The organism is Acetobacter okinawensis JCM 25146, assembly GCF_000613865.1.
GTDB classification, from domain to species: Bacteria; Pseudomonadota; Alphaproteobacteria; order Acetobacterales; family Acetobacteraceae; genus Acetobacter; species Acetobacter okinawensis.
Genome location: NZ_BAJU01000006.1, coordinates 19,293 through 46,057 on the forward strand (window position 1 = coordinate 19,293; position 26,765 = coordinate 46,057).

20 protein-coding genes, 1 tRNA gene and 3 pseudogenes are annotated in these 26,765 nt (G+C 59.5%); 11 read left to right on the forward strand and 13 right to left on the reverse strand.

Features of this window, described 5'->3' with window-relative positions:
- Positions 1-16: 16 nt before the first annotated feature.
- The gene (locus JCM25146_RS04645) at positions 17-1,075 is read right to left on the reverse strand and encodes a cation diffusion facilitator family transporter (protein WP_025826229.1); all 1,059 of its coding nucleotides are present in this window, start codon (positions 1,073-1,075) and stop codon (positions 17-19) included.
- 228 nt (positions 1,076-1,303) lie between these two features.
- Between JCM25146_RS04645 and JCM25146_RS04650 the strand changes: the two genes are divergently transcribed.
- The gene (locus tag JCM25146_RS04650; RefSeq protein WP_025826231.1) at positions 1,304-2,956 is read left to right on the forward strand and encodes an NAD(P)/FAD-dependent oxidoreductase; all 1,653 of its coding nucleotides are present in this window, start codon (positions 1,304-1,306) and stop codon (positions 2,954-2,956) included.
- A gap of 28 nt (positions 2,957-2,984) precedes the next feature.
- Here the strand turns inward: JCM25146_RS04650 and JCM25146_RS04655 are convergent, their stop codons facing one another.
- On the reverse strand, positions 2,985-3,773 hold the full coding sequence (locus JCM25146_RS04655) for an alpha/beta fold hydrolase (protein ID WP_025826233.1): 789 nt from the start codon (positions 3,771-3,773) through the stop codon (positions 2,985-2,987).
- A gap of 168 nt (positions 3,774-3,941) precedes the next feature.
- Between JCM25146_RS04655 and JCM25146_RS04660 the strand changes: the two genes are divergently transcribed.
- Positions 3,942-4,754, forward strand: coding sequence for a universal stress protein (locus tag JCM25146_RS04660; RefSeq protein WP_025826235.1), 813 nt, complete (start codon positions 3,942-3,944; stop codon positions 4,752-4,754).
- A 24-nt stretch (positions 4,755-4,778) separates the two neighbouring features.
- On the opposite strand, the pseudogene JCM25146_RS17255 reads toward JCM25146_RS04660, so the two are convergent.
- The 3 genes and pseudogenes from JCM25146_RS17255 to JCM25146_RS04675 form a co-directional block, all read right to left on the reverse strand.
- Positions 4,779-6,721 (reverse strand): annotated as a pseudogene (locus JCM25146_RS17255) (OPT family oligopeptide transporter).
- Positions 6,722-6,886: 165 nt separating this feature from the next.
- The gene (locus JCM25146_RS17260) at positions 6,887-8,728 is read right to left on the reverse strand and encodes an alginate export family protein (protein ID WP_025826236.1); all 1,842 of its coding nucleotides are present in this window, start codon (positions 8,726-8,728) and stop codon (positions 6,887-6,889) included.
- 219 nt (positions 8,729-8,947) lie between these two features.
- Positions 8,948-9,652 carry a hypothetical protein gene (locus JCM25146_RS04675; protein WP_148298970.1) on the reverse strand — a complete coding sequence of 235 codons (705 nt, stop codon included), beginning with the start codon at positions 9,650-9,652 and terminating at the stop codon, positions 8,948-8,950.
- A 57-nt stretch (positions 9,653-9,709) separates the two neighbouring features.
- Between JCM25146_RS04675 and JCM25146_RS04680 the strand changes: the two genes are divergently transcribed.
- Positions 9,710-9,937, forward strand: a complete 228-nt coding sequence (locus JCM25146_RS04680) for a DUF3126 family protein (protein WP_025826241.1) — start codon at positions 9,710-9,712, stop codon at positions 9,935-9,937.
- 76 nt (positions 9,938-10,013) lie between these two features.
- Here JCM25146_RS04680 and JCM25146_RS04685 read toward each other — a convergent pair whose 3' ends face one another.
- A complete protein-coding gene (locus JCM25146_RS04685; RefSeq protein ID WP_025826243.1) occupies positions 10,014-10,634 on the reverse strand; it encodes a DUF2939 domain-containing protein in 621 nt (206 codons plus the stop codon).
- A 192-nt stretch (positions 10,635-10,826) separates the two neighbouring features.
- On the opposite strand from JCM25146_RS04685, the pseudogene JCM25146_RS17265 reads away from it, so the two are divergent.
- The 5 genes and pseudogenes from JCM25146_RS17265 to JCM25146_RS04710 all read left to right on the forward strand — a co-directional run bounded on the left by JCM25146_RS17265 (position 10,827) and on the right by JCM25146_RS04710 (position 15,995).
- Positions 10,827-11,599 (forward strand): annotated as a pseudogene (locus JCM25146_RS17265) (HesA/MoeB/ThiF family protein).
- Positions 11,600-11,676: 77 nt separating this feature from the next.
- Positions 11,677-12,003, forward strand: coding sequence for a hypothetical protein (locus JCM25146_RS17270; RefSeq protein ID WP_159101957.1), 327 nt, complete (start codon positions 11,677-11,679; stop codon positions 12,001-12,003).
- A 134-nt stretch (positions 12,004-12,137) separates the two neighbouring features.
- Complete coding sequence (locus JCM25146_RS04700) at positions 12,138-13,145, forward strand: SH3 domain-containing protein (RefSeq protein ID WP_025826245.1); 1,008 nt, start codon at positions 12,138-12,140, stop codon at positions 13,143-13,145.
- 36 nt (positions 13,146-13,181) lie between these two features.
- Positions 13,182-14,642 (forward strand): pyruvate kinase, encoded by a 1,461-nt coding sequence (gene pyk, locus JCM25146_RS04705; protein ID WP_025826246.1) that lies wholly within the window; start codon positions 13,182-13,184, stop codon positions 14,640-14,642.
- 126 nt (positions 14,643-14,768) lie between these two features.
- Positions 14,769-15,995, forward strand: a complete 1,227-nt coding sequence (locus tag JCM25146_RS04710; protein WP_035372006.1) for an SMP-30/gluconolactonase/LRE family protein — start codon at positions 14,769-14,771, stop codon at positions 15,993-15,995.
- A gap of 62 nt (positions 15,996-16,057) precedes the next feature.
- Here the strand turns inward: JCM25146_RS04710 and JCM25146_RS04715 are convergent, their stop codons facing one another.
- A complete protein-coding gene (locus JCM25146_RS04715) occupies positions 16,058-17,215 on the reverse strand; it encodes an MFS transporter (RefSeq protein ID WP_242400932.1) in 1,158 nt (385 codons plus the stop codon).
- Positions 17,216-17,543: 328 nt separating this feature from the next.
- Between JCM25146_RS04715 and typA the strand changes: the two genes are divergently transcribed.
- Entirely contained in the window at positions 17,544-19,364 is a 1,821-nt protein-coding gene (gene typA / locus JCM25146_RS04720) for a translational GTPase TypA (RefSeq protein ID WP_025826249.1), read from the forward strand.
- A 326-nt stretch (positions 19,365-19,690) separates the two neighbouring features.
- A complete protein-coding gene (locus JCM25146_RS17275) occupies positions 19,691-19,990 on the forward strand; it encodes a hypothetical protein (protein ID WP_242400933.1) in 300 nt (99 codons plus the stop codon).
- Between the two features lie 129 nt (positions 19,991-20,119).
- On the opposite strand, the gene JCM25146_RS04730 is transcribed toward JCM25146_RS17275, so the two are convergent.
- The 6 genes and pseudogenes from JCM25146_RS04730 to JCM25146_RS04765 form a co-directional block, all read right to left on the reverse strand.
- Positions 20,120-21,376 carry a D-amino acid dehydrogenase gene (locus tag JCM25146_RS04730; protein WP_025826251.1) on the reverse strand — a complete coding sequence of 419 codons (1,257 nt, stop codon included), beginning with the start codon at positions 21,374-21,376 and terminating at the stop codon, positions 20,120-20,122.
- A gap of 140 nt (positions 21,377-21,516) precedes the next feature.
- The gene (locus tag JCM25146_RS04735) at positions 21,517-22,536 is read right to left on the reverse strand and encodes an NAD(P)/FAD-dependent oxidoreductase (RefSeq protein WP_025826253.1); all 1,020 of its coding nucleotides are present in this window, start codon (positions 22,534-22,536) and stop codon (positions 21,517-21,519) included.
- A 171-nt stretch (positions 22,537-22,707) separates the two neighbouring features.
- Positions 22,708-23,927: pseudogene (locus JCM25146_RS17280) on the reverse strand (NADP-dependent isocitrate dehydrogenase).
- A gap of 273 nt (positions 23,928-24,200) precedes the next feature.
- Positions 24,201-24,641, reverse strand: coding sequence for a hypothetical protein (locus JCM25146_RS04750; RefSeq protein ID WP_025826255.1), 441 nt, complete (start codon positions 24,639-24,641; stop codon positions 24,201-24,203).
- 211 nt (positions 24,642-24,852) lie between these two features.
- A tRNA-His gene (locus tag JCM25146_RS04760) sits at positions 24,853-24,928 on the reverse strand.
- Positions 24,929-25,006: 78 nt separating this feature from the next.
- Positions 25,007-26,167: an aminotransferase gene (locus tag JCM25146_RS04765; RefSeq protein WP_025826257.1), complete on the reverse strand. Its 1,161-nt coding sequence runs from the start codon at positions 26,165-26,167 to the stop codon at positions 25,007-25,009.
- 242 nt (positions 26,168-26,409) lie between these two features.
- Here JCM25146_RS04765 and JCM25146_RS04770 point away from each other — a divergent pair, with 242 nt between their 5' ends.
- Entirely contained in the window at positions 26,410-26,748 is a 339-nt protein-coding gene (locus JCM25146_RS04770) for a P-II family nitrogen regulator (protein ID WP_025826259.1), read from the forward strand.
- Positions 26,749-26,765: the final 17 nt, after the last annotated feature.

The window sequence follows — 26,765 nt, forward strand, 5'->3', positions numbered from 1 at the left end:
TGTTTATACGGGTTTGTCAGACGGTGTGTGGGTCGGACAGGTGGCAGGTAGGGCCGTAATCCGCCGTTTCCATCTGTACGGTGGGGTGGGCAATGCCAAAGCGTTTGCGCAGGGTACTGACCAGTGTGTCCAGCAGTCTTGAGTCACTCTGCCCGTCTGCGGGGTCTGCACTGCGGACCAGATGGACGGTTAGTGCTGTTTCGGTCGTGCTGATGGGCCAGATGTGCAGGTCATGCAGATCGGCAACACCGGGTGTGCCGCGCAAAAAGCTTTCCACGGCACCGGGGTCCACCTCACGCGGGACGGCATCAAGCGCCATATCCAGTGAATCCCGCAGCAAGGACCATGTGCTCAGCACTACAACAACGGAAATGGCAAGGCTGATTGCAGGGTCTATCCAGGCAACATGGGTCAGCAGCACCAGCCCGCCAGCCACCACGACGGCAAGGGATGTCAGGGCATCGGCCATGAGGTGCAGGAATGCACCACGAATGTTCAGGTCACCCTTCTGCCCCGCAGCAAACAGCATGGCGGAGGCCCCGTTGACCACAATACCAATCCCTGCAACCACCATCATGGTTTTACCCGCAACAGGTGTTGGTTCCATCAGGCGGTTGATAGCCTCCCACGCAACACCCCCCGTGACCAGCATGAGGATGATGGCATTGGCAAGAGCTGCCAGAATGGAGGAGCGGCGCAACCCGTAGGTAAAGCGCGCGGTCGGGCTTTTGCGTGAGAGGTGTTCGGCCAGCCACGCGGCGGCCAGCGCCAGCACGTCGGACAGGTTGTGCCCCGCATCGGCTATGAGCGAGAGCGAATGGGCGTAAACACCCCAGATCGCTTCGGCACATAAGTAGAGCGTGTTGACCGCAATCCCAATAGCAAAGGCCGTGCCAAAGGAGGCTGGGGTATGCACATGGTGGTGGCCAAATCCGTGCTTGTGCCCGCAGGAGGCACCGTCATGCTCATGCTCATGCTCATGCTCATGCTCATGCGCGCAGGCGGTCTTTGGGGGGGCGTTGGCGCAGCCGGAGTGCTCGGCGTGGTCGTGGGTATGCGTGTTGGGGGTGGACATGGAGCAGGCCTGCTTTCGTAAACAAAAACCATATGGGCACGGTGCCCCATTCCGGGGGTCTGCCCCTTATGTAAGGTGGGTGATGGCGGAATAGAAGTGGAATATTCGCATGCACGGCAGGCGGCAGACATTGCACCGGCGGTGCGTTCCAGAATAGGGAAGGAGCCAGAGGGCTACTTTGCCCCTTTTGCTCTGTTTTTTTGTAATCACACTGGATGAACACGCCCCATGCTCCGTCTGACAGAACTGCGGCTACCACTTGACCACCCGCCCGAAGCGCTTCGGCAGGCGATCTGTGAGCGGTTAGGTATTGCGGCTCAGGCGCTGGAAGATTTTACGGTATTCAAACGTGGGCATGATGCCCGCCGCCGCTCTGCCATATGGCTTGTGTACACGCTGGACTGCACCGTGCAGGATGAGGAGGGCGTTCTGGCCGGCTACCGCAGCGCGCACCCCGGCAATACCCACGTACAGCCCGCACCGGATATGGCATGGCATGCGCCTATTACCAATGGGGCAGCGCTGGCCGCGGCTGAGGGCTACAAACGTCCGGTTGTTATAGGGGCGGGGCCGTGCGGGTTTATGGCAGCCCTTATGCTTGCACGCATGGGCCTGCGTCCGCTTCTGCTGGAACGTGGCAAGGTTGTGCGTGAACGTACGGTGGATACCTTTGCCCTGTGGCGGCGCTCGGTCCTGACCCCGGAAAGCAATGTGCAGTTTGGAGAGGGCGGGGCTGGCACTTTTTCGGACGGCAAGTTGTACAGTCAGGTGCGCGACCCGCGCTTTTTGGGCCGCAAGGTGCTGGAGGAGTTTGTAAAGGCTGGAGCGCCGGAGGATATTCTGTATCTGGCGCACCCGCATATTGGCACGTTCCGGCTCGTTTCCATGGTGGAGCATATCCGCAAGGAGGTGGAGCAGGCGGGTGGCGAATACCGCTTTGGCGCACGTGTGGATGAGTTGTTGCTCAACCCCGCAACCCGCAGGGTGGAAGGGGTGCGGCTTGCCGATGGTGCGGTGATCGAGGCGGACCATGTGGTGCTGGCTGTGGGCCACAGTGCGCGCGACACCTTTGCCATGCTGCAAAAGCAGGGCGTAAGCATGCAGGCCAAACCGTTTTCCATGGGGGTGCGCATCGAGCACCCACAGTCTGTTATTGATCTGGCCCAGTTTGGCCCCAGTGCGGGCAACGAGCATCTGGGTGCGGCCGAATACCGGCTGGTGCACCACGCAGCCAACGGGCGCGGGGTCTATTCCTTCTGCATGTGCCCCGGCGGTACGGTCGTGGCCGCGACCTCGGAGGAAGGGCAGGTGGTTACCAATGGCATGAGCCAGTATTCCCGCGCCGAGCGTAACGCTAATTCGGGCATTGTTGTTGAACTGCGCCCCGGTGAGGACTACCCCGATGACCCGCTTGCCGGCATAGCCTACCAGCGCCATTGGGAGCGGCAGGCATTTTTGGCCGGTGGTGGGGAATACCGCGCTCCGGCCCAGCGGGTGGGGGATTTTCTGGCGGGTCGCCCATCTACCGCGCTGGGTGATGTTGTGCCGTCCTACAAACCAGGTGTGACCCCGGCGGACCTGTCCACCTGCCTGCCGGATTTTGTGGTGGAAGCTCTGCGTGAGGCCCTGCCACGCTTTGAGCGCAAGCTGCGTGGCTTTACCATGGATGATGCCGTCATGACCGGGGTGGAAACCCGCACCTCCTCCCCCATTCGGGTCCCTCGGGGGGAGGATGGGCAGTCGCTCAACACCCCCGGCCTGTACCCGGCGGGGGAAGGGGCCGGGTATGCCGGGGGTATTCTGTCTGCCGCCATGGATGGTATTCGCATGGCAGAGGCAGTGGCGCGGGAGATGGCGGGCCTGCCCTCTGCTGTGGGGTAAGGCCTTCGGTCCTCTGGCGGGTGGCAGGTCAGGGGATATGCGCCAGAAAGTCCTCTACCAGTTCGGTAAAGCGGCGGGGGGCGTCAGCATGGACCCAGTGGCCAGCTCCACTTATGCTTTCCAGCCGGTGGTTGGGGAACAGTGCCTTCATAACAGGGTAGTTTGCGGGGCTGATATAGGCTGAGTCCTCCCCCCGGATAAACAGGGTTGGCCCATCATAGTGTAAACCGGGGGGCAGTTGCGGCCAGCTCATAAGGTCGGGCATGGCGGCCAGAATATCCTTCAGGCCAATGGCCCAGCCGGGGTTGTCGCCCTGCCGTATGTTCTGCGCCATAAGCTGGCGCACGGCATCATTGGCAATATAGGGGCGGAGCAGGTCGTTGGTGCCATGCAGGTCCAGATGGGGGGGGAAGGCCAGCCTGTCCAGATTGTCCGGCAGGTCCAGCCGGTCAAACCCGCCCTGTGCGGGGGCAATGTCCACCACAATTAGTGCGCGCACGGCGGTGGGCTGGCTCAGGGCCAGCATCATGGCTGTTTTGCCCCCCATGGAATGACCGAGCACAATGGCCGGGCATGCGGCATTGTGGACCATTGTGTCCAGCACGTCCTGCGCCATGTCGGGGTAGCTCATGGGGCCATGGGGGCTGCTGCCGTGGTTGCGCAGGTCCATGGCCAGCGTGCGCCGGGTTGCTGCCAGCCTGCGCTGCACAAAACCCAGATTGCGCGCCCGGCCAAACAGGCCGTGCAGCAGCACAACGGGCAGGGCACCTGCTGGCGTTGGGTGTTCGGGGCCGCGCTCGCTCACGTTTAGCAACACTGTATGCTCTTTCCTCTGCTGTGGCGGGCATGGGGCGCGCCTGCGGGAGTTTTGCCCAGCTTTGCGTATGAATGCGAGAGGGCTGGGCGTGTTTTTTCTTCACCTTCCAGAGAGAGGGCATGTGTGCCACAGTTTGCCACGCCATAAGGACAGAGGGAGCGTGAGTGCATGCAACGGTGCCTTGTTATTCTCAGCCAGTTGGATCAGGCAGAGGTTCTGCTGGACATGGCGGCGCAGGCTCTCTCCCGTATTCGGGGGATGCAGCGGATTGATGTGCTGGCAGCGCGGGAGCCGCCGGAGCAACTCCTTGGCCGCATGGGTTTTTCCGATACGCAGGCGCAGGCCTTGCGGGCAAGTCAGCGAGAATGGGCAGATGCCCTGCATACACGCTTCCAGAGCTGGCTTGTGCAGGAATATGGCGCACCCGCGGACCGGCTTGGCAAGGTAGAGGTCAACTGGCTGGACCCCGAAATTACGGTGGACCGGATTATTGCAGGTTACGGCAAGGATGCGGATCTGCTGGTCATGGGGGTACCCGACCCGCGTGACAGTGCGCAAAAGCACGTGGCAACCCGTGCCGCCATTTTTGAATCCGGGCGACCGGTTCTGTTTGTGCCACCCTTCTGGGACAGGCCCAGCGGCGACCGGATTTTTATGGCATGGAAGGATACTCCCTCCTGCCGCCGTGCGTTTTTTGCGGCCCGCTCGCTTGTGGGGGCGGCAAAAGCGGTGGGTGTGGCCGTGTCTGCCGCAGACCCGCTGCCGTTGGACATTTTGCCCGGTGTAGCACTTACGCAGCAGCCGGTAGTGCAGGACACGCGCAATGCCGGGCAGACCCTGCTGGATATGGCCGGTCATTTTCAGGCCGACATGCTGGTGATTGGTGGCTACCAGCACAACATGATTTACAGCCGTCTTGTCGGGAGTGTTACCGACTATATTCTGGCCAATACCCGTGTACCGGTGCTGTTGCAGCATTGATGGGGGTATTACCCCCATAGTTTTTTAAGGTGTCTGGAGTGTTTTGCGCGCAAAGGCCCAGCAAAGAGCTCCAAATATGAGCGTTCCCAGCACAGTAGCCCAGCCCGGAGGCATAAAGGCGGCAAGGGAAAAAGCGTTATCCCGCCCCGTGGCACCGGACAGAACCGCCAGCAGCACGCCACTCAGGCTTTCGCCCACAATAAACCCCGATGCCAGCATGGTGCCAATGGAGCCATTTTCCGCACTGGTCTGCCGGCGGCGGCTACGGTTGGCCCGCTGGAGTATCCACCCCAGTATGGCACCTGCGGCCAGCGTCAGGCTGACAGAGGCTGGTAGGTACAACCCCACCGCCACGCCCAGAGGGGGCAGCGCGCGGGCATGGCGGCGTAAGGCAAGGTCCAATATGACCAGCCCCACACCAAGCGCCATACCAGTGCGGAGCATGCTCCAGTCAAGAGAATGGGTAAAAATACCCTTGGCAATCAGTGTAATCAGGGCAGGTTGCGGGGCAGCCAGAGCATGGCTTGGGTCCATGCCCGCGCGGGGCATGGCGCCAGTAAAGCCATAGGCCTGATAAAGGAGGTTGAGCACGGGTGGAATAACCGCCGCACCCACCAGACACCCTGCAATCAGGGCGACTTCCTGCTTCCATGGGCTTGCGCCTACAAGCTGGCCGGTTTTGAGGTCCTGCAGGTTATCGTTGGAAATGGCGATGGTCGCTGTGATGGCGGACAGGAGCAGGATGGTAAACGCCGTGGCCAGTTTCTGCCCATCTGCCATCATGCTGGCGGGTGTCAGCCCCAGAGCTTCCAGCCCCAGAATCATCAGGGCGCACAGGACGGCCCCAATAATGATAATGCCGGAAATGGGGGAGGAGGAGGAGCCAACAATACCCGCCATATATCCGCATGCTGCTGCCATGATAAAGCCGAACACAACGCAGAACAGCACAGCCACCCCGACCAGAGGCCAGAACCCGTGGGCCACGGGAGCAAGGAAGGCGGCAAAAAAACCAGCCAGTAACAGCACGGCCCCGCCAAGCAGCCACCCCATGGTGGAGGAGGAGAGATCCCGCTCGGTTGTGGCACTTAGCTCCGGGGTGCTGCGCAGCATGCTGCGTAAGCCACGCAGCACAGGGGGCATGAGTTCAATAAGGGTCCACAGAGAGGCAACGGCAATGGCTCCGGCCCCCACAAAGCGAACTTTGTGGAGCCATATGTCCTGCGCAAACTGGGCCGGGGGCAGATGTGCCGGGTTGGGCAGTATGGCACTCAGCCACGGTACACCGAGCGCCCATGCCAGCAGGCAGCCTACAAGCATGGCCATGCCACCACTCAGCCCGACCAGATACCTGCCCCGATCAGGGCGGGGGAGAATGCAGCACTGAGCTGAAAAACCGCACTGCCTGCGGTGGCTGTCAGGCTCAGCCCATCTGCCAGCAGGCGTAGGCCGCCACTGCAAAAGGAGAAAATGGAGGCCATGATGCTACCACTTATCAGGGCTTGCAGGCCCCGCTGGTTGCCCTTGTCTGCTCCTGCGCGCAAAATTTCGGCTGCGGCAACGCCCTCGGGGTAGGGCAGGCTACTGTGCGTAACCAGAGCCCGCCTGAGCGGAATGGTGAACAGCACCCCCAGTACCCCCCCGGCAAAAGACAGGCCAGCCGTCTGCCAGAATGGAAAATGCGTCCAGAACCCCGCGATAATGAGACCGGGAAAGGTTGCAAACACACAGGACAGGGTGCCAGCGGCGGAGGCCTGACTTTGCACCATGTTGTTTTCAAGCAGTGTGCCCCCGCCCATAAGGCGTAGGACGGCCATGGAAATAACCGCAGCCGGAATGGAGGAGGCAAAAGTCAGCCCGATCCGTAGCCCCAGATAAACATTGGAGGCGGTAAAAACGACCGTAATCAGTGCACCCAGCACAAGGCCACGTAGTGTCAGTTCCCGCTGGGGGTTCGGGCTGGCCATGCGTCTTGTTCTCTCCGATGGTCATGGAGGTTACGCCGCCAGTCATGGGGGGGCTCTGGCGTAACCGTGTGGATGCTCGGGAGCGGAGGGGGGCAGGCTGGCCGTACCCCTCCGCTCCTTTTTGCACATACGACGCGCGCCGGTATTTGTCTGCACCAAAGCGGGTTAGAAGGTCAGTTCAAGGTTACTTTGCACAAATGCACCAGAAGAAGCACCGGCCTCGATCATGCTGTGGGAGGCAAAAATATATTCTCCATCAAGGCTGAGTGTAATGTGGCGTGTGGCCCGCCAGGTAAAGCTGGCCTGTGGCATGGTCGCGGTATAGGCGCCGTGCGGGCGGTAGGCATAAAAGGCGGTGCCGCTGGCGTAAATGGCGTCCTCACGGCTGTTGCGCCATACGGCTGGCACCTTGAGCAGTAAGGTGGTGTTAGGAGTTGGCGCAATTGTAGCAATGGGGCCTACGTCAATAATGTTCGACTGGCCGATGTAGGTGCTCATGTCCAGATAGTAGGCGCTGGGCACGAAGGGGGAGAGAAAGCTCCCCCACGAGCTGGTCTGCCCCTTGTGCATATTCCCGCCAGACACGTCATCCACCTGTATGCCAATGGCGGGGTGGCCCGGCCATTTTGCAAACCGCCAGGAGAGTGTTGCGTCAATGGCATAGGCGGAAACAGGGCGTGTTGGCCCGCTTTTGGCCGCACGGAATTCTCCCCCCTGCCACATGGCCCCGACTGAAAACTCAAGCGGTCCCGCGTTGCCCCAGATGCGTGTTCCCGGTGTGTCGCGGTGTGTGGAGCCTGCAATGGACCCACCCCCCAGACTAGGCAGAGGGCTGTTGGAAAGAATGGTACCCAGATAGAACGTATCCACAAAAATCTGGCTGTTCCGCCCCATGAATTTGAAGCTGGGCACAGCATAGGACGTATAGGCCCCGAACAGGCGTGAGTTCCAGCCGACCTGGTCATGGAACATGGCGGAGGGGGCGTTGTTGGTCAGGGTCAGGTAGAACCCGTCGATCCGGAAGTTTTTCCAGAAGGCATAGCCACGCAGACCATTCCATGAATAGGGAATGGAGGGATACACGCTGCCAGCGGTAAAGTACGGCGGTGCGTCCAGAAACGTCATGCGGCCAGCCATGCCGCCAACCGTTGCATTGAGCACCCGGCCACGCACTTCCACAAAGGCCTGTTGCGCGTCCAGCCTGCTGCGCCAGCGGCCCCCGGCATAACCATAATAGTTTACGCCTGCGGCCTGCCCACTCATCAGTTCCCCATACAGGCGGACGTGCTCGCCCAGATGGAGGTCTGCCCCCACATTCCAGCGGTAGTTGTTGCGGTAGGCGGGGTCTTTTTTGGTCGCGCCAAAACCTGCCCGCTGGTCATAAAAGTTATGCTGGCGGAAGTTGCCGCTTAACGTCAGGTAAATATCCCCATTCGTATTGAAAGGAATGTATTTGAGTGAGTCCATGATATCCAGCCGGTTGCGCTTGTCGCGCAGGCTGGACCAGTCCTCCGCCCAGCGTGAGACGGCGTAATACCCCACGGTGCCAAAGCCCGCAGCGGCTCCCGTATTGGCATTGAACACCCCCCACGGACCTTGGTGCAGGAGAGATGTTGGCAGGGGTTTGAGTTCGAGCGATTGGGGCTGGCCGTAGGCTTCCGGGCGGCTGGTCAGCGGGGGCAGCAGGCGCGAGTTGTCCCAAAAACCGCTTTGGGGCGGCTGTGTGGCCGAGGCAGGTGTTATGGTTATGCGCGTGCCCGCAACCGGCGTGGTGGTGGAGGCTGTTGCCGGTACGCTCTGCTGTGTGGCGGGTTGGGTATGTGGCAGGTGCAGATAAGCCGCATTGGGTGCGGTTTCGGCCAGAGCCGGAGCCGCCCAGAGGCAGAACAGGGCAGAGCCGGAGGCCAGCATGCATGCACGCATGGGCATGGTGGCAGTGGGGTGGGGCAGCAGGTGTGTGCGGGTGAAGGTTTGTCTGGTTGAGATATATTCGGTGATTACGGTCATGGGCCGAGGTCACTTCTTGTTATTTTTATAGGACCGACAATTCATTCATTTAATGAATGTCTTATATTACTATTATTGCTATAAATGCGATTATGTCATATCGCATTTGCGTGTGTTGCATCCCTTATAAAGAAGACAACGCGCTATTTCGATAAAAAAATCAGAAAATTCTGTGTATTTTTCGGTATTTTTTCAAATATTTGTTAGAAAAAATACAACTCAGGCCCCATGCGCCGTGTTCTGGAGCGTGCGCAGGCAGGTTTGTGTGCGGGTTGCCAGTTTAATGTCATGCACGGTGGTGACCGCCTGCGTGGCCTGTCTGCGCCATGCGGCGGACATGCCGACAGGGGAGCAGATGTTTGCCGCACTCCCTGCCGCCTGCCTGTTGACCTCGCTTGCACTCAGCACCGTTGCTGGCTGGCGGGGTAGGAGGGTCCGCATGGTATGCACCAGTGTTCTGGTCGTGCGGGTATCTGCTTTGGGCAGAACACTGGCCACAATGTGAGCGGCTTCTGGCTTACCCTGTGCGAGCGCGTGCATCACCTCATCCCACCCGTGGGGGCGGGATAGGGTCGTGGCGGTCTGGGCTGCGCTGTCATGCGTGGTCATGTGCAGCACATGCTCTGTTCTGCTGCCCTGTATGGTGGGGGGGAGTGGCCCGTTCTGCGTTGCCATGATGCACAACCCGGCAGACAGGCAGACAAGCAGGGCAGACAGAAGGGGGCGCAGTGGTCGCACGGTGTGGGTCTCTCCTGTAGTGAGAGGGACAGTTGCACGGTGGAAAATGGCGCGGGCATGGCAAGGGCGTGGCACGGGTGCGAAAGGTTGCCCCGCCTGAGCGGGATGGCCTATAGGGTGCGGAACAGATGGGAAGGCGCATGCGCCGGGTTCTGGCCGCTTGCCGCCTGCTGGGTGGCCGGGCATGCCCTGTGCTCCGTTTTTCCTGCATGCATGATTTGGCTCGACTAAGGAATGAATGACATGAGCGCTTCTCTTTCTGCTTCAGAGATCACCCGCCTCCAGAGCGCGCTGCGCCGCCTGCTGGGCTCACCCGAACTGACCGTAAACCCGGCTCCGCGTGCGGGCATGTCGGTTGAACTGGCCGTAAAGGGTGAAGTGATCGGCACCATCCATCGTGATGATGAAGATGGAGATGTCAGCTACGCCGTGAACATGGTGGTTTTGGAAGAAGACCTGCCCCGCGCCTGAGCGTCATGCGGGCATGAATAAAGGCCAGCCTCCATAACGGAGGCTGGCCTTTATTGTATGGCATGCTGTGTGTGGTTCAGGCGTTGGACGGGGTAGCCGACGCCTGCATGATCGGCTCACGCCGCATGGGAAATTCCACGTTGGTAATCTTCCAGCCCCAGCCTTCAATCCGCAGTTCAACCCGCAGAGGGGTTTCACGCTCATGGCCGGGTAGGGGCAGTTCCATGACAAACTGGTCCAGCCGGTTGAAGTGGACAGATGCGCGGGAGGCAAGAGCCGCAAAGGACGGTGCCGCAGGCTGTGCGGTGGAGGTTGTGGCAGGCATGGCCTCGTCCATCAGCGCGCCCAAGTTAGCCTGTGTTACCGTCATATCAACCGCGTTGGAAACGGCGGTGGATGCAAAGGACGTGCCGAACTCAGGCAGTTCGTCCGCTGCGGGCTGAATGTTGAGGTGCAGGCCAGCCAGTGTCTGCCGCTTGAGGGACGCATCAAGCGCTCCCCAGTTGATCATCTGCCCCAGCGCAAGAGCATTGTGCTGCTGCAGGTCGGATGCGGCAGACCACAGCGTGACAAAAGGGGAGGCCAGATACAGGCCGAACGAGGTTGCGGCTGCGGCAACACACACCCGGCGCGCGGTCTGGCGGCGGGGCAGACTGGCTGGCCGGACGGCGGGTCCGGACTGGGTGGAGGTTGTCATGCTACACATTCCTCATATGCATTGAATGCATTTCTTATAGAACAGATACCATCATCTAACCAGATAATAATGTATGCGGTTGCATGTGATATTATAAAAATATGACCTTTGTTACACGGTGTTAGGTCGCCCATAACGTGTTTGCGGGCCATGTGGGCCAGTAGGTACCAAAGAGCGGGTAAGTGCAGACCAATGAAGCTTGATCTCAGCGAAAATGAAATTCAGCGCTATTCTCGCCACATTCTGTTGCCCGAGGTCGGCGGAACTGGTCAGGTCGCGTTGAAGAACGCATCCGTGCTTGTGGTCGGGGCTGGTGGGCTTGGTGCGCCAGTGGCGCTGTACCTTGCCGCCGCAGGGGTCGGCCGAATCGGTCTGGTGGATGACGATGTGCTTGAACTCTCCAACCTTCAGCGGCAGGTGCTGCACGTCACACATGCGGTGGGGCAGAAGAAGGTGGAGTCCGCGCGCGAACGGCTGACGGCCCTTAACCCCGAAATTGTGGTGGAAACATGGGATATGCGGCTGGATGCGCAGAGCGCGCATGACCTTGTGTCCCGCTATGACCTTGTGTGTGACGGATGCGACAACTTTGCCACGCGTTATGCGGTTAATGCGGCCTGCGTACGTGCAGGCAAGGTGCTGGTCTCTGCCGCGGCCCAGCGGTTTGAAGGACAACTGGCCACATTCAGCCCCACACAGGGGGGGGGTGCTATAATTGCCTGTACCCCGAAACAGATGGACAGGCATCCGGCCTGAGCTGCGGGGATGCAGGCGTACTGGGCGTGGTGACAGGCGTTATGGGAACCTTGCAGGCAACGCAGGCGCTCAAGCAAATACTGGGGATTGGCCAGTCAGGAATTGGCCAGTTGCTGATGTGGGACGCCCTGCGCATGAAGTTTACAACCATGACCCTGAGTGCCGACCCGGCCTGCCCGATCTGTGGTGGGGAACATGCGCATGATTGAGCCTGCATCCACCGTGCCTGCACAGCCGGAATGTGATCTGGCGTTGCTCATTGTGGAGGCGCGGTATGAGCGTATTCATGCGGCCTACATGTTGGCGGCAAGTGCTGCGGCCATGGGGCGCACTGTGCTGCTTTTTGGGCATGGGGGCAGGGGTTTGCGCCTTCTGCCGGGAATGGGCAGGGCTGGAGGACGGAGCCGGTGCATCCACGCGTGAGCGTGCAGGCGTTGCCGGGCTGGATGTGCTGCGCGATGCCGTGGTGGAGATGGGGGGAGTGCTCATGGTGTGCGACTCCGGTGTAAAAACACTGGGTGTTGGCGCGGTGGACCTGCTGGAGCAGGTTCAGGTCGTGGGGCTGCCCAGTTTTTTTGACCGGGCAGGCAACGCCCGGCAACTGGTGTTCTAGTGGCAAGTGTTCAGGATGGAGGCAGGTTTGAGAAGGGTTGAAGGGCATGTCTGCTCGGACGTGGCGCGCAAACTCAGGGGCGAAGTGCGTGCGACCCCTTGCTCCGGGGCCGCTCTCTTGGCAGGGATGCAGCCATGATGTGCACTTGCTCTTCTTTCCGGTTTCGTCTGCTGGCCTGTGTGGTCGGCGGCATGGCAGTTTTTTCTGGCGTTACGGCGTCTGCCGGGTTTGCGGCCGATAACGTGGCACCGCCACTGCACAAGCACCACAAGCATGTTCTGGTTGCACCGCAGGCAGCAGCACACAAGGCCAGCGGTACCAAGAGCAAGGCCAAACCCGCTTCCACGGCAGCACAGAGCGCTAAAAAAGCTGCGCATCATAAAAAGCATGCTCATGGCCACGCCACGGCACCAACCAGCCCCGCGCATCATGCGCCTGCACACCACCACGTAGCCGCAGTGGCTGCGGGTGCTGCTGTCGCGGGAGCAGCAGCTACCGCTGCCGGAGCCGCTACCCCCACCCCCACGCCAGATATGGCAGCTCCAGATGCCGGGGTGCAGGGTGACCCTGCAAAAGGGAGCGTAACCGGGCTGCCTCTGCCCCGCTACGCTGCCCTGCGCTCGGATGAAGTGAACATGCGTGCAGGCCCCGGCCAGCGCTTCCCCATTTTGTGGGTGTATCACCGCCGGGGTATGCCGGTGCGGGTTGAGCGGGAGTTTGATGTCTGGCGTCTGGTGGAAGATCAGACCGGACAAAAAGGCTGGATGCAGCAGGCTACACTTGCAGGCGGGCGTGATTTTCTGGTCCCCGGTGAGCCACCGGGGGATGAGAGCCCCATTCCCGCCCAGTCCGGTAAGGATGGGGAAAAAGCCTTGCCCTCCGGCCATATGGATGCCCGCGTTCTGGGCAGTGTTGGCAAGGCGGAAGATGCGGCAAAAATGCCTGATGTGGTGTTGATGCGCGCCAGCGCCAGTGATGACGCAGCCCTTGTGGCTGTGCTGCGGCCGGGAACGGTTGGCTCGATCAAGGAGTGTGCGGCAGGCTCGGCCTGGTGCAAGGTCTCGGTCAAGCAGTATAACGGATGGGTGCCCCGCCGGGCCATCTGGGGTGTGGACGCGGAGGAGGCGATCAGCCCGTCCTGAGTTTTTCCGGCGGATAGTCAGGGAGAAGTGGTGCAGATGTCTCTTGTCGTAACGCCGGATCATAACACAGCAGAGATGGCGCTCTGTCGCACAAAAATTGTTGCAACCCTTGGCCCAGCCTCCTCCGATTATGCAACCATCCGCGACCTTGCTCTGGCAGGGGCGGATGTGTTCCGCCTTAATTTTTCTCACGGAACCCATGCCGACCATGCCAGCCGCCATGCCTTTGTAAGGCAGGTGGAGCGTGAGCTTGACCGCCCGATTGGTATTCTGGCCGATATGCAGGGCCCAAAGCTGCGTGTCGGGCAGTTTGCTGGTGGCAAGGTGGTGCTCGAAGCGGGGGCGACGTTCCGGTTTGACCTGTCGGACACGCTGGGAGATGCCACGCGGGTGCAACTCCCCCATCCCGAGATTATAAGTGTGGCCAAGCCGGGCAGCCGTTTGTTGATGGATGATGGCAAACTGGCTGTGGTGGTGGAGCAGGTTGGCCCTGACTGGCTGCAAACACGGGTACAGACAGGTGGCCCGCTGAGTGACCATAAAGGCGTCAACGTTCCCGATGTGGCACTCCCCATTCCCGCCCTGACAGAAAAAGACAGGCTTGATCTGGCTTATGCTCTGGAGCTGGGGGTGGAGTATATTGCTCTCTCCTTTGTGCAAAGGCCGGAGGATCTGTTGCAGGCACGCGCTCTTGTGGGTGAACGCGCGGCCCTGTTGGCCAAGCTGGAAAAACCGCAGGCGGTGGAAAATCTGGCAGCCATTCTGGAACTGAGTGACGCAGTTATGGTTGCCCGTGGCGACCTGGGCGTGGAACTGCCGCCAGAGAGCGTGCCACTCATTCAAAAACGCATTATCCGCGAGGCGCGCAGGCTGGGTAAGCCGGTGGTCGTTGCGACCCAGATGCTTGAAAGCATGATTGCCGCACCCACGCCCACACGGGCTGAGGCATCGGACGTGGCAACAGCGGTGTTTGATGGTGCGGATGCTGTCATGCTCTCGGCAGAATCGGCGGCAGGGCAATACCCGCGTGAGGCGGTGCGGATTATGAACCGTATTTTGTGGCGGGTGGAGCAGGACGCAGGCTGGCAGGCCCATATGGCCGCCGCCCGTCAGGCCCCCGAGGACTATGTGGCGGATGCCATAGCCAGTGCCGCCCAGCAGGTTGCCGCCACACTCCATGCCCCTGCCATTGTGGCGTACACACACAGGGGGGCTACGGCCCTGCGTATTGCGCGTGAACGCCCGACATGCCCGGTGCTGGGTGTAACCCCCACGGCGCAGGCTGCACGGCGGCTGGCCCTTGTGTGGGGTGTGCGGGCATTTGTCAGCCTGCCCCATACAGCCTCTACCACGGTTGAGCAGATGGTGAGCGATGCGCTGGACGTTGTGCGCCGCGCGCAGGTTGGTGCTACCGGGGATTCGGTGGTGATTGCGGCTGGCGTGCCATTTGGAGTGAGTGGCTCCACCAACCTGCTCAGGGTTGCCGCAGTACCCTGAGCGCTATGCGCAGTTCAGGGTGCTGGTGGTGGTGACAGGCTTTTTCCGGCAAGGTATGTGCGTGGGGCGCAACCGGGCAGGGGCCGTATGGTCGGTCTGCTGACCTGCCAAGCGCAAGGGGCTCAAATGGTAACCTCATTACGGAACAGGTTGGTCAGGCGCAGTGTGCTCAAAGGGCTGTCTGGCCTGTCCGCCGGTCTGCTGCTGGCCCGCACGGGGGAGCAGGCACGGGCGGCAGAGCGTGAGGCGGCCAGCATGACGCCTCCTCCCGATGTGACCACCCAGCCGCCACGGCAATGGGGACCCAATGCGCCGCCCTCCTACGCCCCCGACCCTGATGTGGTGGTGATTGACCGCTCCTTCCGTGATCTGGTGAGTGGGAATGCCACCATCCACCGTGTGTGGGATCAGGGGGCATGGATAGAAGGCCCCGCGTGGTCGGCCGAGGGGCGTTACCTTCTGTTCAGCGATACGGTGACAAGCCGGCAGTACCGCTATTTGTGGGAGACGGGGGAGGTTACGCTCTTTCGCCCGGAATCCTATCATACCAATGGCAGTACGTTCGACTATCTGGGCCGCCAGATATCCTGCGAGCATTTTTTACGCCGCGTGGTGCGCTGGGAGCATGATGGCTCCGTGCATGTGGTGGCCGATCATTTTGAAAACAAACCCCTGAGTTCTCCCAACGATGTGATTGCCCACCCCGACGGCAGCATCTGGTTTACGGACCCCGGATATGGAGACAGCGTTGCTGAAGGCCATGCCGATGCCGCAGGCGGGGAAGCAAACCCCGATGGCCGCATCCGCTGGCGGGTAGGCGAAGAGCTGATCGGGGCCGTGGGGGGGATGCACAAACAGCCTGACCACACGTTCCGTGTAGATCCATCGGGGCGGATTGATGTTGTGTTAACGCAGGAGCAACTGCCCAACCCCAACGGGTTATGCTTTTCGCCCGATTTTTCGCGGTTGTATGTTATCTCTTCCGGGCGGCAGAGTGGGGCAGGCGGGCATGATGGGGATTTGTCCGTGCATGCGTTTGATCTGCACAAGCAGGAACTCCCGCTCTCCAACCCCCGTCTGCTGACAAACATGCGTTTTGAAGGCGTGCAGATGATCCCGGATGGGCTCAAGGCGGATATTTACGGTAATCTCTGGTGTGGCGTGGGTGGGCCACTGGGCCTGTGCGGCGTGTTTGTTTTCAACCCCGAAGGACATCTGATCGGGCGTATCCGCCTGCCACATGGCGTGTCCAACCTGACCTTTGGTGGCCCCAAGCGGGACTGGTTGTTCATGTGTGCTGGAGAATCGCTTTACCGTTTACAGGTCAACACGCAAGGAGCAGGCCCTGCCTGACCTTAATCTATGCCGCATGACGTCTTTCACCCTGCCCGTAAGGGGCAAGGTGGAGGGGATGTTCAGACGCTCTTTTTCAAAAACAGGGGCAGCAGCGTGAACAGGCCGCACAGCGTTGCAGCAAACAGAGCCAGCCCGTGGGGGCTTGCCTGCATGGCGGCGGCACTTATGGCAGGGCCAGTAAAGCTGCCTATTCCCCACGCCAGTGAACACAGGGCGTAAATGGCAATCAGGTCGCCATCGCGGTAGCGGTTGCCTGCTGCGGCCATGGCAACGGAATACATGCTGGCAAAAGCACCATCCCACACAAACAGCAGCGGGTAGGCAAGAGCGGGTTGGTGTAAAGCCATAGGCCATAGCAGCGCACCGCCACAGGTCAGCATGGAGAGTACAATCATAACAACGCGGCGGTTTGTGCGGTCACTCACCCAGCCAATGGGCACCTGCATGACTGTTGCGCCCAGCAGCATGACGCTGAGCAGCAGGGTGGCTGCGCGCTCGCTCCAGCCGGAGTGCATGGCGTAAAGGGCCAAAAAGGATGTGGCGGCCCCGTCCAGCATGGCAATCAGCAATGTGGCGGTAATGGCTATGGGGGCCAGCCACAGGTAGCGGCGGAGTCGGTGCTGTGTCGGCGGTGCCGGGGGAGGGGAGACCATCCACGGTGCGCGTATAAGGATCGCTGCCAGCAGCAGAATGGCGGCCGTGCCAATAAAGGGCAGCTTGCCCTGCCTGCCCGTTAGGCTGAGCAGGGCCGGACCTATTGCAATGCCAACGGAAAGCAGAGTGCTGTACAGCCCCATAACGCGGCCACGCGCATGGTTATCCGTAATCTGGTTCAGCCAGCTTTCGGACAGAACCAGAATAACCTCACAAAACGCACCGAGCAGGGTACGCAGCGGGAACCAGGGCCAGATGGAAGGGCTGAACGGAAACAGCAGGAGCGTGACCCCGCCGCCTATAAGGGCCAGAAAAATGGCGCGCTGTGGCCCCAGCCGCACGGCCAGCCGCGGCATGAACGGGGCAATGGCCAGTGCTCCTACGGCATGCATCATGCTGTTGGCTGCCACCATGCCCGTGCCGTAGCCCTTTTCGGTCAGATCAAGCGTAAAAAGGGGAGCCCCCAACCCCATGACCAGACCAAAAACAAGGCCAAGGCAGGTCAGGCTCAGTGTGGGGCGCATCTGAATAGGGGGTGGGGGAGGCGTTGCGGGGCCTGGCATACGGTCTTTCCGGCGGGTTGGCGTTATGCGCTTTGTGGTGGGCGTGAACAAAGGGGCTGGTTACGGGCCTGCCAGACATCAGGATTATGCGGAGTCGCGGTGGTCTTTTGCTTCGGTGGAAAGGGCTTACGCGCGTTGTGTGGTGCTCTGGTTCTGACGTTCGCACGGCTCAGGTCAATCCCTATGAGCAGTGGACATAAGAATTTTACGTGCATTCTGGTGCCGGGAGGGCTATTTGTGCGGCCACGCAAACACCACAGCGATCGCTGACCGCCCTTCCAAGCATGGAGGAGGCGGTAAGGCGCGCAGGAGCAATCAGGCCGACTTCATGGATATCCGCAATATCGCCATCATTGCACACGTCGATCATGGCAAGACCACTCTCGTTGACGAACTGCTGAAACAGTCTGGCTCCTTCCATGAGCATCAGCACGTTGCTGAACGCGCCATGGACAGCAATGATCTGGAACGTGAGCGTGGTATTACCATTCTGGCGAAATGCACGTCTGTTGTGTGGAAAGACACCCGCATCAACATTATCGACACCCCCGGACACGCCGACTTTGGCGGGGAAGTGGAACGTATCCTGAGCATGGTGGACGGCGCGGTTGTGCTTGTCGACTCTGCTGAAGGCGCTCTGCCCCAGACCAAATTCGTGGTGGGCAAGGCTCTGGCCCGTGGGCTCAAGCCGATCGTGGTCGTGAACAAGATCGACCGTGGCGACGCCCGGCCCGATGAAGTGCATAACGAAGTGTTCGACCTGTTCGCAGCTCTTGGTGCGAATGACGAACAGCTCGACTTTCCCATGCTGTACGCCTCTGGCCGTCAGGGCTGGGCCGATCTGGAGCTGGAAGGGGCCCGTAAGGACCTCAGCCCCATGTTTGACCTGATCCTCAAGCATGTCCCAGCTCCCGTGCTGGACAAGGACAAGCCGTTCGCCATGACGGCCACAATCCTGGAAAACGACAACTTCCTTGGTCGCGTGCTGACCGGGCGTGTTGAGCAGGGGCGTGCCCGTGTGAACATGCCGGTCAAGGTGCTGCGCGCCGATGGCTCCGTGGTAGAAACGGGCCGCCTGACCAAGCTGCTCTCCTTCCGTGGCCTTGAGCGCGTGGCGGTTGAGGAAGTCGAAGCCGGGGATATTGTGGCCGTTGCCGGTCTGTCCGAAGCGACCATTCCCGACACGATCGCAGCCCCCGAAGTGAGCGAGCCCCTGCACGCCATTCCGGTTGACCCGCCGACCCTGTCCATGACCTTCCGCCTCAATGACGGCCCTCTGGGGGGTCGTGAAGGCAAGAAGGTCACATCGCGCCAGATTCGTGACCGTCTGTTCAAGGAAACCGAAAGCAATATTGCTATTCGCGTGACCGACAGCCCCGAAAGCGAAGCGTTTGAAGTGGCTGGCCGTGGTGAACTTCAGCTTGGCGTGCTGATTGAAACCATGCGCCGTGAAGGTTTTGAACTGACCATCGGTCGTCCGCGCGTGCTGTTCCGCACGAACGAAGAAACCGGTGAGCGTGAAGAACCGTACGAAGAAGTCACCATTGACGTGGACGAACCCTACTCCGGCGTGGTCGTGGAGAAGATGTCTCTGCGTAAGGGGCAGATGCAGGATATGCGCCCCTCCGGTGGCGACAAGGTGCGTCTGACCTTCATCATCCCCTCACGCGGGCTGATCGGCTATCATGGCGAGTTCCTGACCGACACGCGCGGCACGGGCATTATGAACCGCCTGTTCTTCGGGTATCAGCCTTATGCTGGCACCATTGAAGGGCGTCGCAACGGGTCGCTGATCTCGGCTGAAGACGGTAACACCACAACCTACTCCCTGTTCTCCCTGCAGGATCGTGGGACGCTGTTTGTGGATGCGGGCGAAAAAGTCTACGTCGGCATGATTATTGGTGAGCATTCGCGTGAAAACGATCTGGAAGTGAATCCGGTTCGTGAAAAGAAGCTGACCAACATGCGCGCATCGGGCAAGGACGAAGCTCTGATGCTGACCCCCCCGCGCCGTATGTCTTTGGAACAGGCTATTGCTTACATTGAAGATGATGAACTGGTGGAAGTGACCCCGTCGGCCATTCGTCTGCGTAAGCGCTACCTTGACCCGAATGAACGCAAAAAGCGCTCCAAAAGCCGCGAAGGCTGATTAAAAGCAGGGCCACGCTTAAGCGTGGCCCTTGTTTTTTGGTCAATGGGGTGGGCCAATATGTGGCACGATGCACTTTTTTAGCGTGCATTACAGGTTTGAAAACTTTGCCTGAAGCCTCTACACCAAGGAAAACCGCCATTTTTGGGCGGTTTTTTCGTTTTCACCTCGGTAAATAAGGCAAAAATGCGGCGCGAGTGCGTTAAAGCCATAATATGTGTAATTATTGCGCAAATTTTAAACGCAGACGGTCTGTTTATGCCGTGATATGACTGAAATCAGAAACCGGCTAAAGGTTCCGCAGCAGGTCTGACCGAAGTGGAGTCTTGGTAATTCTGGTCGGTTGTATTGGAGATTTAAGAAATGATTTCTCGTCGTCTGCTCGCAGCTCTTTCCACCGTTGCCTGATGGGCGCTGCTGTTCCTTCTTTCGCTCAGGAAGCTGCTGCTCCTGCCGCGCCTGCTGCTGCCCCCGCCGCTTCTGAAGCCGCTGCTCCTGCCGCTCCTGCTGCTGAAGAAGGCAAAAAAGCCGAAAAGCACGCAAAGCATGCAAAACATGGTGGCAAGCACCACGGCAAAAAAGCTGCCAAGAGCGAAGCTGCTCCGGCTGCTGAATCCGCTCAGTAAATCTTCCGCACTGTTGGGGCGGTGGGTTTAAACCCACCACCTTGAGTGACGGAGGCATGAGTGCCTTAAACAAAAGGGCCAGGGAGGTAAACTCTCTGGCCCTTTTGTTATATGCGGTGCTCTACCAGTTCAGCCGTATCGGCTCAAAGCCAGATCAAGGGCGGGTATGTCGGTCTTGCGGCCAAGGATCATGTCGGCAATCAGGCGGCCAGACCCGCACGCCATGGTCCAGCCAAGGGTGCCATGGCCGGTATTGAGCCAGAGATTGCCAAAGGGGGCTGCCGGGCCAATAACCGGTGTGCCATCGGGTGTGCAGGGGCGCAGGCCGGTCCAGTATGTGGCGGCGCTCATGTCCGCACCACCATACAGTTCGGAAAAAGAGAGTTCCAGTGTCTCGCGCCTGTCCGGGCTGAGTTTAAGGTTGTAACCTGTCAGCTCCGCCGTGCCGCCAACCCTTATCCTGTTGCCCAGCCGTGTGATGGAAACCTTGTAGGTTGCATCGTTCACCGTGGCGGTGGGTGCGTGGCTCTCATCCGTCAGAGGCATGGTCAGGGAGTACCCTTTAACGGGGTAGACGGGCAGGTGCAGTCCCAGCGGGCGCAGCAGGCGGGCGCTGTAGCTCCCCAGTGCCATAATATAGCTGTCCGCACTCAGGTGTCCTGCACTGGTGCGGACGGAGATAACGCTATCCCCCGTTGCATCAAGTCCTTTTATGGTGGTGTTGTAAAGAAAGCGCACTCCCTTGGCTTCTGCCATACGGGCCAGCCTCTGGGTGAAAATATGCGCATCCCCCGACTGGTCATGGGGCAGGAACAGCCCGCCCTTGAGCAGATGGGCCGCATGGCGCAGCCCCGGTTCGTGCTCCAGAATGTCATCAACATTCAATAACTGGTGGGGAATGCCGCTCTCATCCAGCAGGCGCATGTCACGCTGGATTTTGTTGATCTGCCCATCGGTGCGGAAAAGCTGGATCAGTCCTTGCTGGCGGTCATCATAGGTTATGCCCGTTTCCTCACGCAGGGCATCCAGGCAGTCGCGGCTGTATTCGGCCACACGCAGCATGCGGGCCTTGTTGAGTGCATAGGACTGCGCGTTGCAGTTTTTGAGCAGTTGCCCGATCCAGCGCAGCATGGCCATGTCCAGCCGTTTGCGTATGACCAGCGGGCTGTGGCGGGGGTGTGCCATCCATTTCATGGCCTGCCAAGGCAGGCCCGGTGCGGCCCACGGTGTGGAATAACCGGGCGAGACCTGCCCTGCATTGGCAAAGGATGTCTCCTGTGCAGGGGAGGGCTGGCGGTCAATGACCGTAACGTCATGCCCCGCAGCGTTCAGATACCAAGCAGACGTAACGCCCACAACACCTGCGCCAAGGATAATGATTTTCACGGCTTCATCCTTAGTAAAGGGATGGGAGAACTCTCTCCCGCAGTATGGAAGCGGGGCCTGCAGGCTCCCTGCCCTGACACGCCTATCCTTTAAAGGAGGTGGTATTATGGCAGTCGGCCCCGCAGGCCAAAAGGGAGAGACTACGCCGCAGGCACGCCCTTGCTGGTCGAATATTCGAAGTGCAGGGCCTGTTCGGGGTAAATAATGGGGTGAATGGCATGTGCGGCCATTGCCGCCTCGCTAAAGCCTTGCAGAATCAGCTTGAGCTTGCCCGGATAGGTTGCCACGTCACCAATGGCAAAAACGCCTGCAAGGCTTGTTTCGCAATTGGAAGGGGAGACGGGAATGGTGGAACGCTGGGTATCCATGCCCCAGCGGGCAACAGGGCCAAGGTCTGTTGCAAGACCAAAAAATGGCAGCAGCACATCAGCATCCAGAGTGCGGGTGGCACCATCCATGTCAATCACATCCACACCGCTTAAAGCACCGTCTGCTCCGCGCAGGCCATGGAGCTGGTAGGGGACGACTTTTTCAATCTGCCCGGCGGCGACAGCCTCATCAAGCTGGCGCAGGCTTTCTGGCGCGCCACGGAAGCGGTCACGGCGGTGGACCAGATAGAGTTTGGCAGCTGCATCCTTGAGCGAGAGCGCCCAGTCCAGCGCTGAATCTCCGCCACCGGCAATAACGATGCGCTTGTTCTGGAAATCAGCCTTGCGGCGGACATAGTATTGCACTGCGCCGCTATCTTCATATGCGCCAAGTCCGTCCAGCGGGGGGCGGTTGGGGCCAAAGGCGCCAGCCCCTGCGGCAATAATTACCGCTTTGGCGTGCAGGTTGCTCCCCTGATCGGTGGTCAGCGTAAAGTCACCACGCTGTCCGCTCAGCCCTTCCACCCGGTGTTTGAGCAGGCGGGGGATGTTGAATGGGGCAATCTGGCGTTCCAGATTGGCAATCAGTTCGGCCCCTTCCACGGCGGGGCAGGCGGGAATGTCGTAAATCGGTTTTTCGGGGTAGAGAGCCGCGCACTGGCCGCCCACTTCGGGCAGCACGTCTATCAGCACACAACGCAGGCGCAGCATGGCGCATTGGAAAGCGGCAAACAGCCCGGCCGGGCCTGCCCCTATAATGGCAACGTCTGTTTCTGCGGGGGAGTCTGACATGCGCAGGGTCCTGCTCTTAAGGTTATGCTCATATTTAAGGCCCTGTTTTGCGTCAGCGCCGGTTTGGACGCAATGGCAAATGGCAGGGTTTTGCGCATATTTGGCAAGGAGTAGGGCATGTGGGGATAAAGATGTGTGCAGGCCCGCAGTATACGGGCCTGCACGGTAAAGTCAGGCTTTTGCCAGTTCCTTTTTAAGGCGCTCGTCCAGCACGTCCAAAAAGGGTTGTGTATCCAGCCAGCGGGCGTCCTTGCCAACGAGCAGGGCAAGGTCTTTGGTCATCTGACCGCCTTCAACCGTATCAATGCACACTTTTTCCAGTGTGTTGGCAAAATGCACCACATCGGGGGTGTTATCAAAGCGTCCGCGGTAGGCCAGCCCCCGAGTCCATGCAAAAATGGAGGCAATGGGGTTGGTGCTGGTAGGTTTGCCTTTCTGGTGTTCGCGGTAGTGGCGGGTTACCGTGCCGTGGGCGGCCTCGGCCTCCACCACATCGCCAGAGGGGCTGAGCAGGACGGATGTCATCAGGCCCAGACTGCCAAAGCCCTGAGCGACAATGTCGCTCTCCACGTCGCCATCGTAGTTTTTGCATGCCCAGACGTAGCCACCGGGCCATTTGAGCGCACAGGCTACCATGTCATCAATCAGGCGGTGTTCGTAGGTCAGGCCCAGTTTTTCAAATTCGGCCTTGAACTCCGCTTCATAGACTTCGGCGAAGACATCCTTGAACATGCCGTCATAGGCTTTGAGAATGGTGTTCTTGGTGGACAGGTAAACTGGCAGCTTGCGGTCCCGCCCGTAGGAGAGTGATGCACGGGCAAAGCCTTCGATGGATGCGCGTGTGTTGTGCATGCCCAGTGTAACACCCGGGCCTGTGAAGTTGTGCACATCCAGCGTAATTGGCTCGCCCCCATCGTCTGGCACATAATTCAGGGTGACTTTGCCGGGGCCGGGAATTCTGGTTTCCGCCGCGCGATAGATGTCTCCATAAGCGTGGCGGCCAATAACGATCGGCTTGGTCCAGTGGGGTACCAGACGGGGGACGTTGGAGCAGATGATGGGCTCACGAAAAATGGTGCCATCCAGAATGTTACGGATGGTGCCATTGGGGGAACGGTACATTTTTTTCAGGCCGAATTCCGCCACGCGCGCTTCGTCAGGGGTGATGGTGGCGCATTTGACCGCAACCCCGTACGCTTGGTGGCCTCGGCAGCATCCACAGTGACCTGATCGTTCGTGGCGTCGCGGTGTTCAATGCCCAGATCGTAGTATTTGAGGTCAATATCCAGATAAGGCAGGATCAGCCGTTCGCGGATGAAGTGCCAGATAATACGGGTCATTTCATCCCCGTCCATTTCCACAACCGGGTTTTTGACCTTGATTTTAGCCATGATTACCAATCCATTTCCGACATGGTTTTCTTGTTTGTTCTCACGAATGCTACGCAATATGTATGAGCGTCATGCATCTTATGGATTGAACAGCTTACCCCGACCGTAAAGCACCCGGCACTTCACATTCGGGACAGAAATAGTCGGTTTTTAGGCAGGCTCTTGCTAAAATGGCCGGTTTTGCGCCGATGTGTTCGTGTTATCACATTCCGGTCAGGCAGATGCGGCCGTGCCCTGCGTGCCATAGGCCTCTGCCTGTGGAGTGCTTGAGCGTTAGTGTGATGTAGCAGGAACGGGCTGTAAAATGGGGTCAAGTGGAGCGTTCATCTGCGCTTTTTTTTGCAAGATGGCCGAGTTTTCCTGCTCTTCAATCAGCCCGATCTCGCTGCCGAACTGGTCGGGGGTGTAGAGCCCCTCCTTTAAGTGTCGTGCCGCTTCCACTCCTTCAGATGCGCCTTCCATGTAAATGGGGGCATATGGTCCGTAAGCCTGCCGCCCATATTTTTGTGTGGCTTTGGCCAGGCAGCTCATCAGCTTTTCCATATTTCCCTGTGCCACCTGACCGGGGCGTGTCTGGTAGGTGTCCACACAGTTCTGTTTGGCCCGATACAAAGCGGATTCCGCCAGCGGTGTGTTGGGCGGTGCCGTGGCGGCAGAGCAGGCGGGGAGTGCTAACAGGGCGAGCAGGCATGGGAAGGGGAGAATGCGTTGCATGGTATGTTTTTATGCCATGACGACAGGGTTGGAGAATACACCATAGAGGGATTCTGGCCTGAACGCTGTGGTTATCTGCAGTTTACCCTGCAATCGGCCATGTATGGGTGCATTCTCAGTCTGAACCGAGAGCAAAGCACACAGGCATAGTCCTGCCAGCCGAAGCTGAGAGAAATGCACACGCTATGATTTTTATAAGGAGATGTGAGGCTGGGGCGAACGACGGGACTTGAACCCGCGACCACCGGTACCACAAACCGGCGCTCTACCAGCTGAGCTACGTCCGCCGCACAGCAAGCGGACGTTTAGAGAAAAGAGTGTGGTCCGTCAATTGGATAATTGCGTGTTGGGCGGAAAAAACCGTTTTACCGGTTTTTCCATGCCTCAAGCCGGTTCAGTGCTTCTCTCAACACTTCGGGGCGTTTGCAAAAGGCAAAGCGGATCAGGTTGCGTGGCGGGTCGGCGTGATAGAACGCAGAGGCGGGGATGGCTGTTACGCGAGCCTGCTCGCTGAGCAGGCGGGTAAAGGCCACATCGTCCAAACCGTTGGCCAGAGGGGTAATGTCGGCCATGACAAAGTAGCTGCCCTGATATGGTAGCACGCCAAAGCCCAGCCGCTGCAACCCGGAGGCAAGGAGGGTACCCTGCGTGGCCATGTCCTGCGCCAGAGTGGCAAAGTAATCCGTATCTTTGTTCAGGCCAAAGGCTACGGCGCGTTGCAGGTTGGGCGGGGTGGCAAACACAAGGTTCTGGTGGGCCTTGGCAATAACTGCGGCCAGCGGGGCAGGGGCGGTGACGTACCCGACTTTCCACCCGGTCAGGGAAAAGCTCTTGCCTGCACTCCCGATCCGCACGCAGCGCTCACGCATGCCCGGCAGGGACATGAGCGAGATGTGGGGCGTGTTGAAGACAAGGTGCTCATAAACCTCGTCGCAGATGGCGAAGGTGTCGTGCTTTTGCACAAGGGCGGCAATAAAGGCCAGTTCCTCCGCCGTGAACACCTTGCCGGTCGGGTTCATGGGAGAATTGACAAGGATTGCTTTGGTGCGGGGGGAGAACGCATCGGCCAGCGCCTGCCGTGGCAGCGCCCAGTCTGGTGCCTGTAGCCGCACAATGCGCGCAATGCCGCCTAACTGGCGTATAACAGGCAGGTAGGTGTCGTATAGCGGTTCCATCAGCACCACCTCATCCCCCGGCTCAATCAGCGCCATAAGGGATGCGGCCAGCGCTTCTGTTGCGCCGGAGGTGACGATAATTTCCGAATCGGCATCGACCGAAATGCCCTGAAAACGCAGGTTGGCCTGTGCCACGGCTGTCCGCAGTTCGGGCAGTCCTGTGAGCGGCGCATACTGGTTCTGCCCGTCAAGCAGAGCATCGGCTGCAAGGCGAATCATGTCCTGCGGGCCTTCCTGATCGGGAAAACCCTGCCCAAGGTTTACAGCGTCATGCTGGCGGGCCAGCGCGGACATAACCGTAAAAATAGTAACAGGCAGGTCGGCAAGCTGGCTGTTAAATGCTTTTGTCATTGCAAATTCCCTTGCCCGGCAGATCCGTAGGAAAAAATGAGGAAGACGTTCACCTGAACGCCCGGTGATGAGAGTTCTGTTTAATGCTTTACCGATACAAATTCACATCTACCGATTGCCCGACGGGGCAAGCCGTGCAAGTGTGTTCCGGTCTGGTGCCCGAGGTTTGTAACAGCTCGGGCAGGAGGGCAAGAGAGTACAGGCCCCATGAGGGTCCAGCAACGGTGTGTTGACGACGCGTGATGAAAAAGATCGAGGCTATTATAAAGCCCTTCAAGCTCGATGAGGTGAAGGAAGCCCTTCATGAGCTCGGGTTGCAGGGTATTACCGTGATCGAAGCCAAGGGTTTCGGCCGCCAGAAAGGTCATACGGAGCTTTATCGCGGCGCTGAATACATTGTTGACTTTCTCCCAAAGATGAAAATCGAGGTTGTCTGTCCCGCTTCCATGGTGGAACGCGCTGTGGAAGCCATTTCCACGGCAGCGCGCACCGGACGGATCGGTGATGGCAAAATTTTCGTGATCCCAGTGGATGATGTAGTGCGAATCCGCACGGGTGAACGAGGGGAAGACGCGATCTGACGACCTGCCGCGTGGCG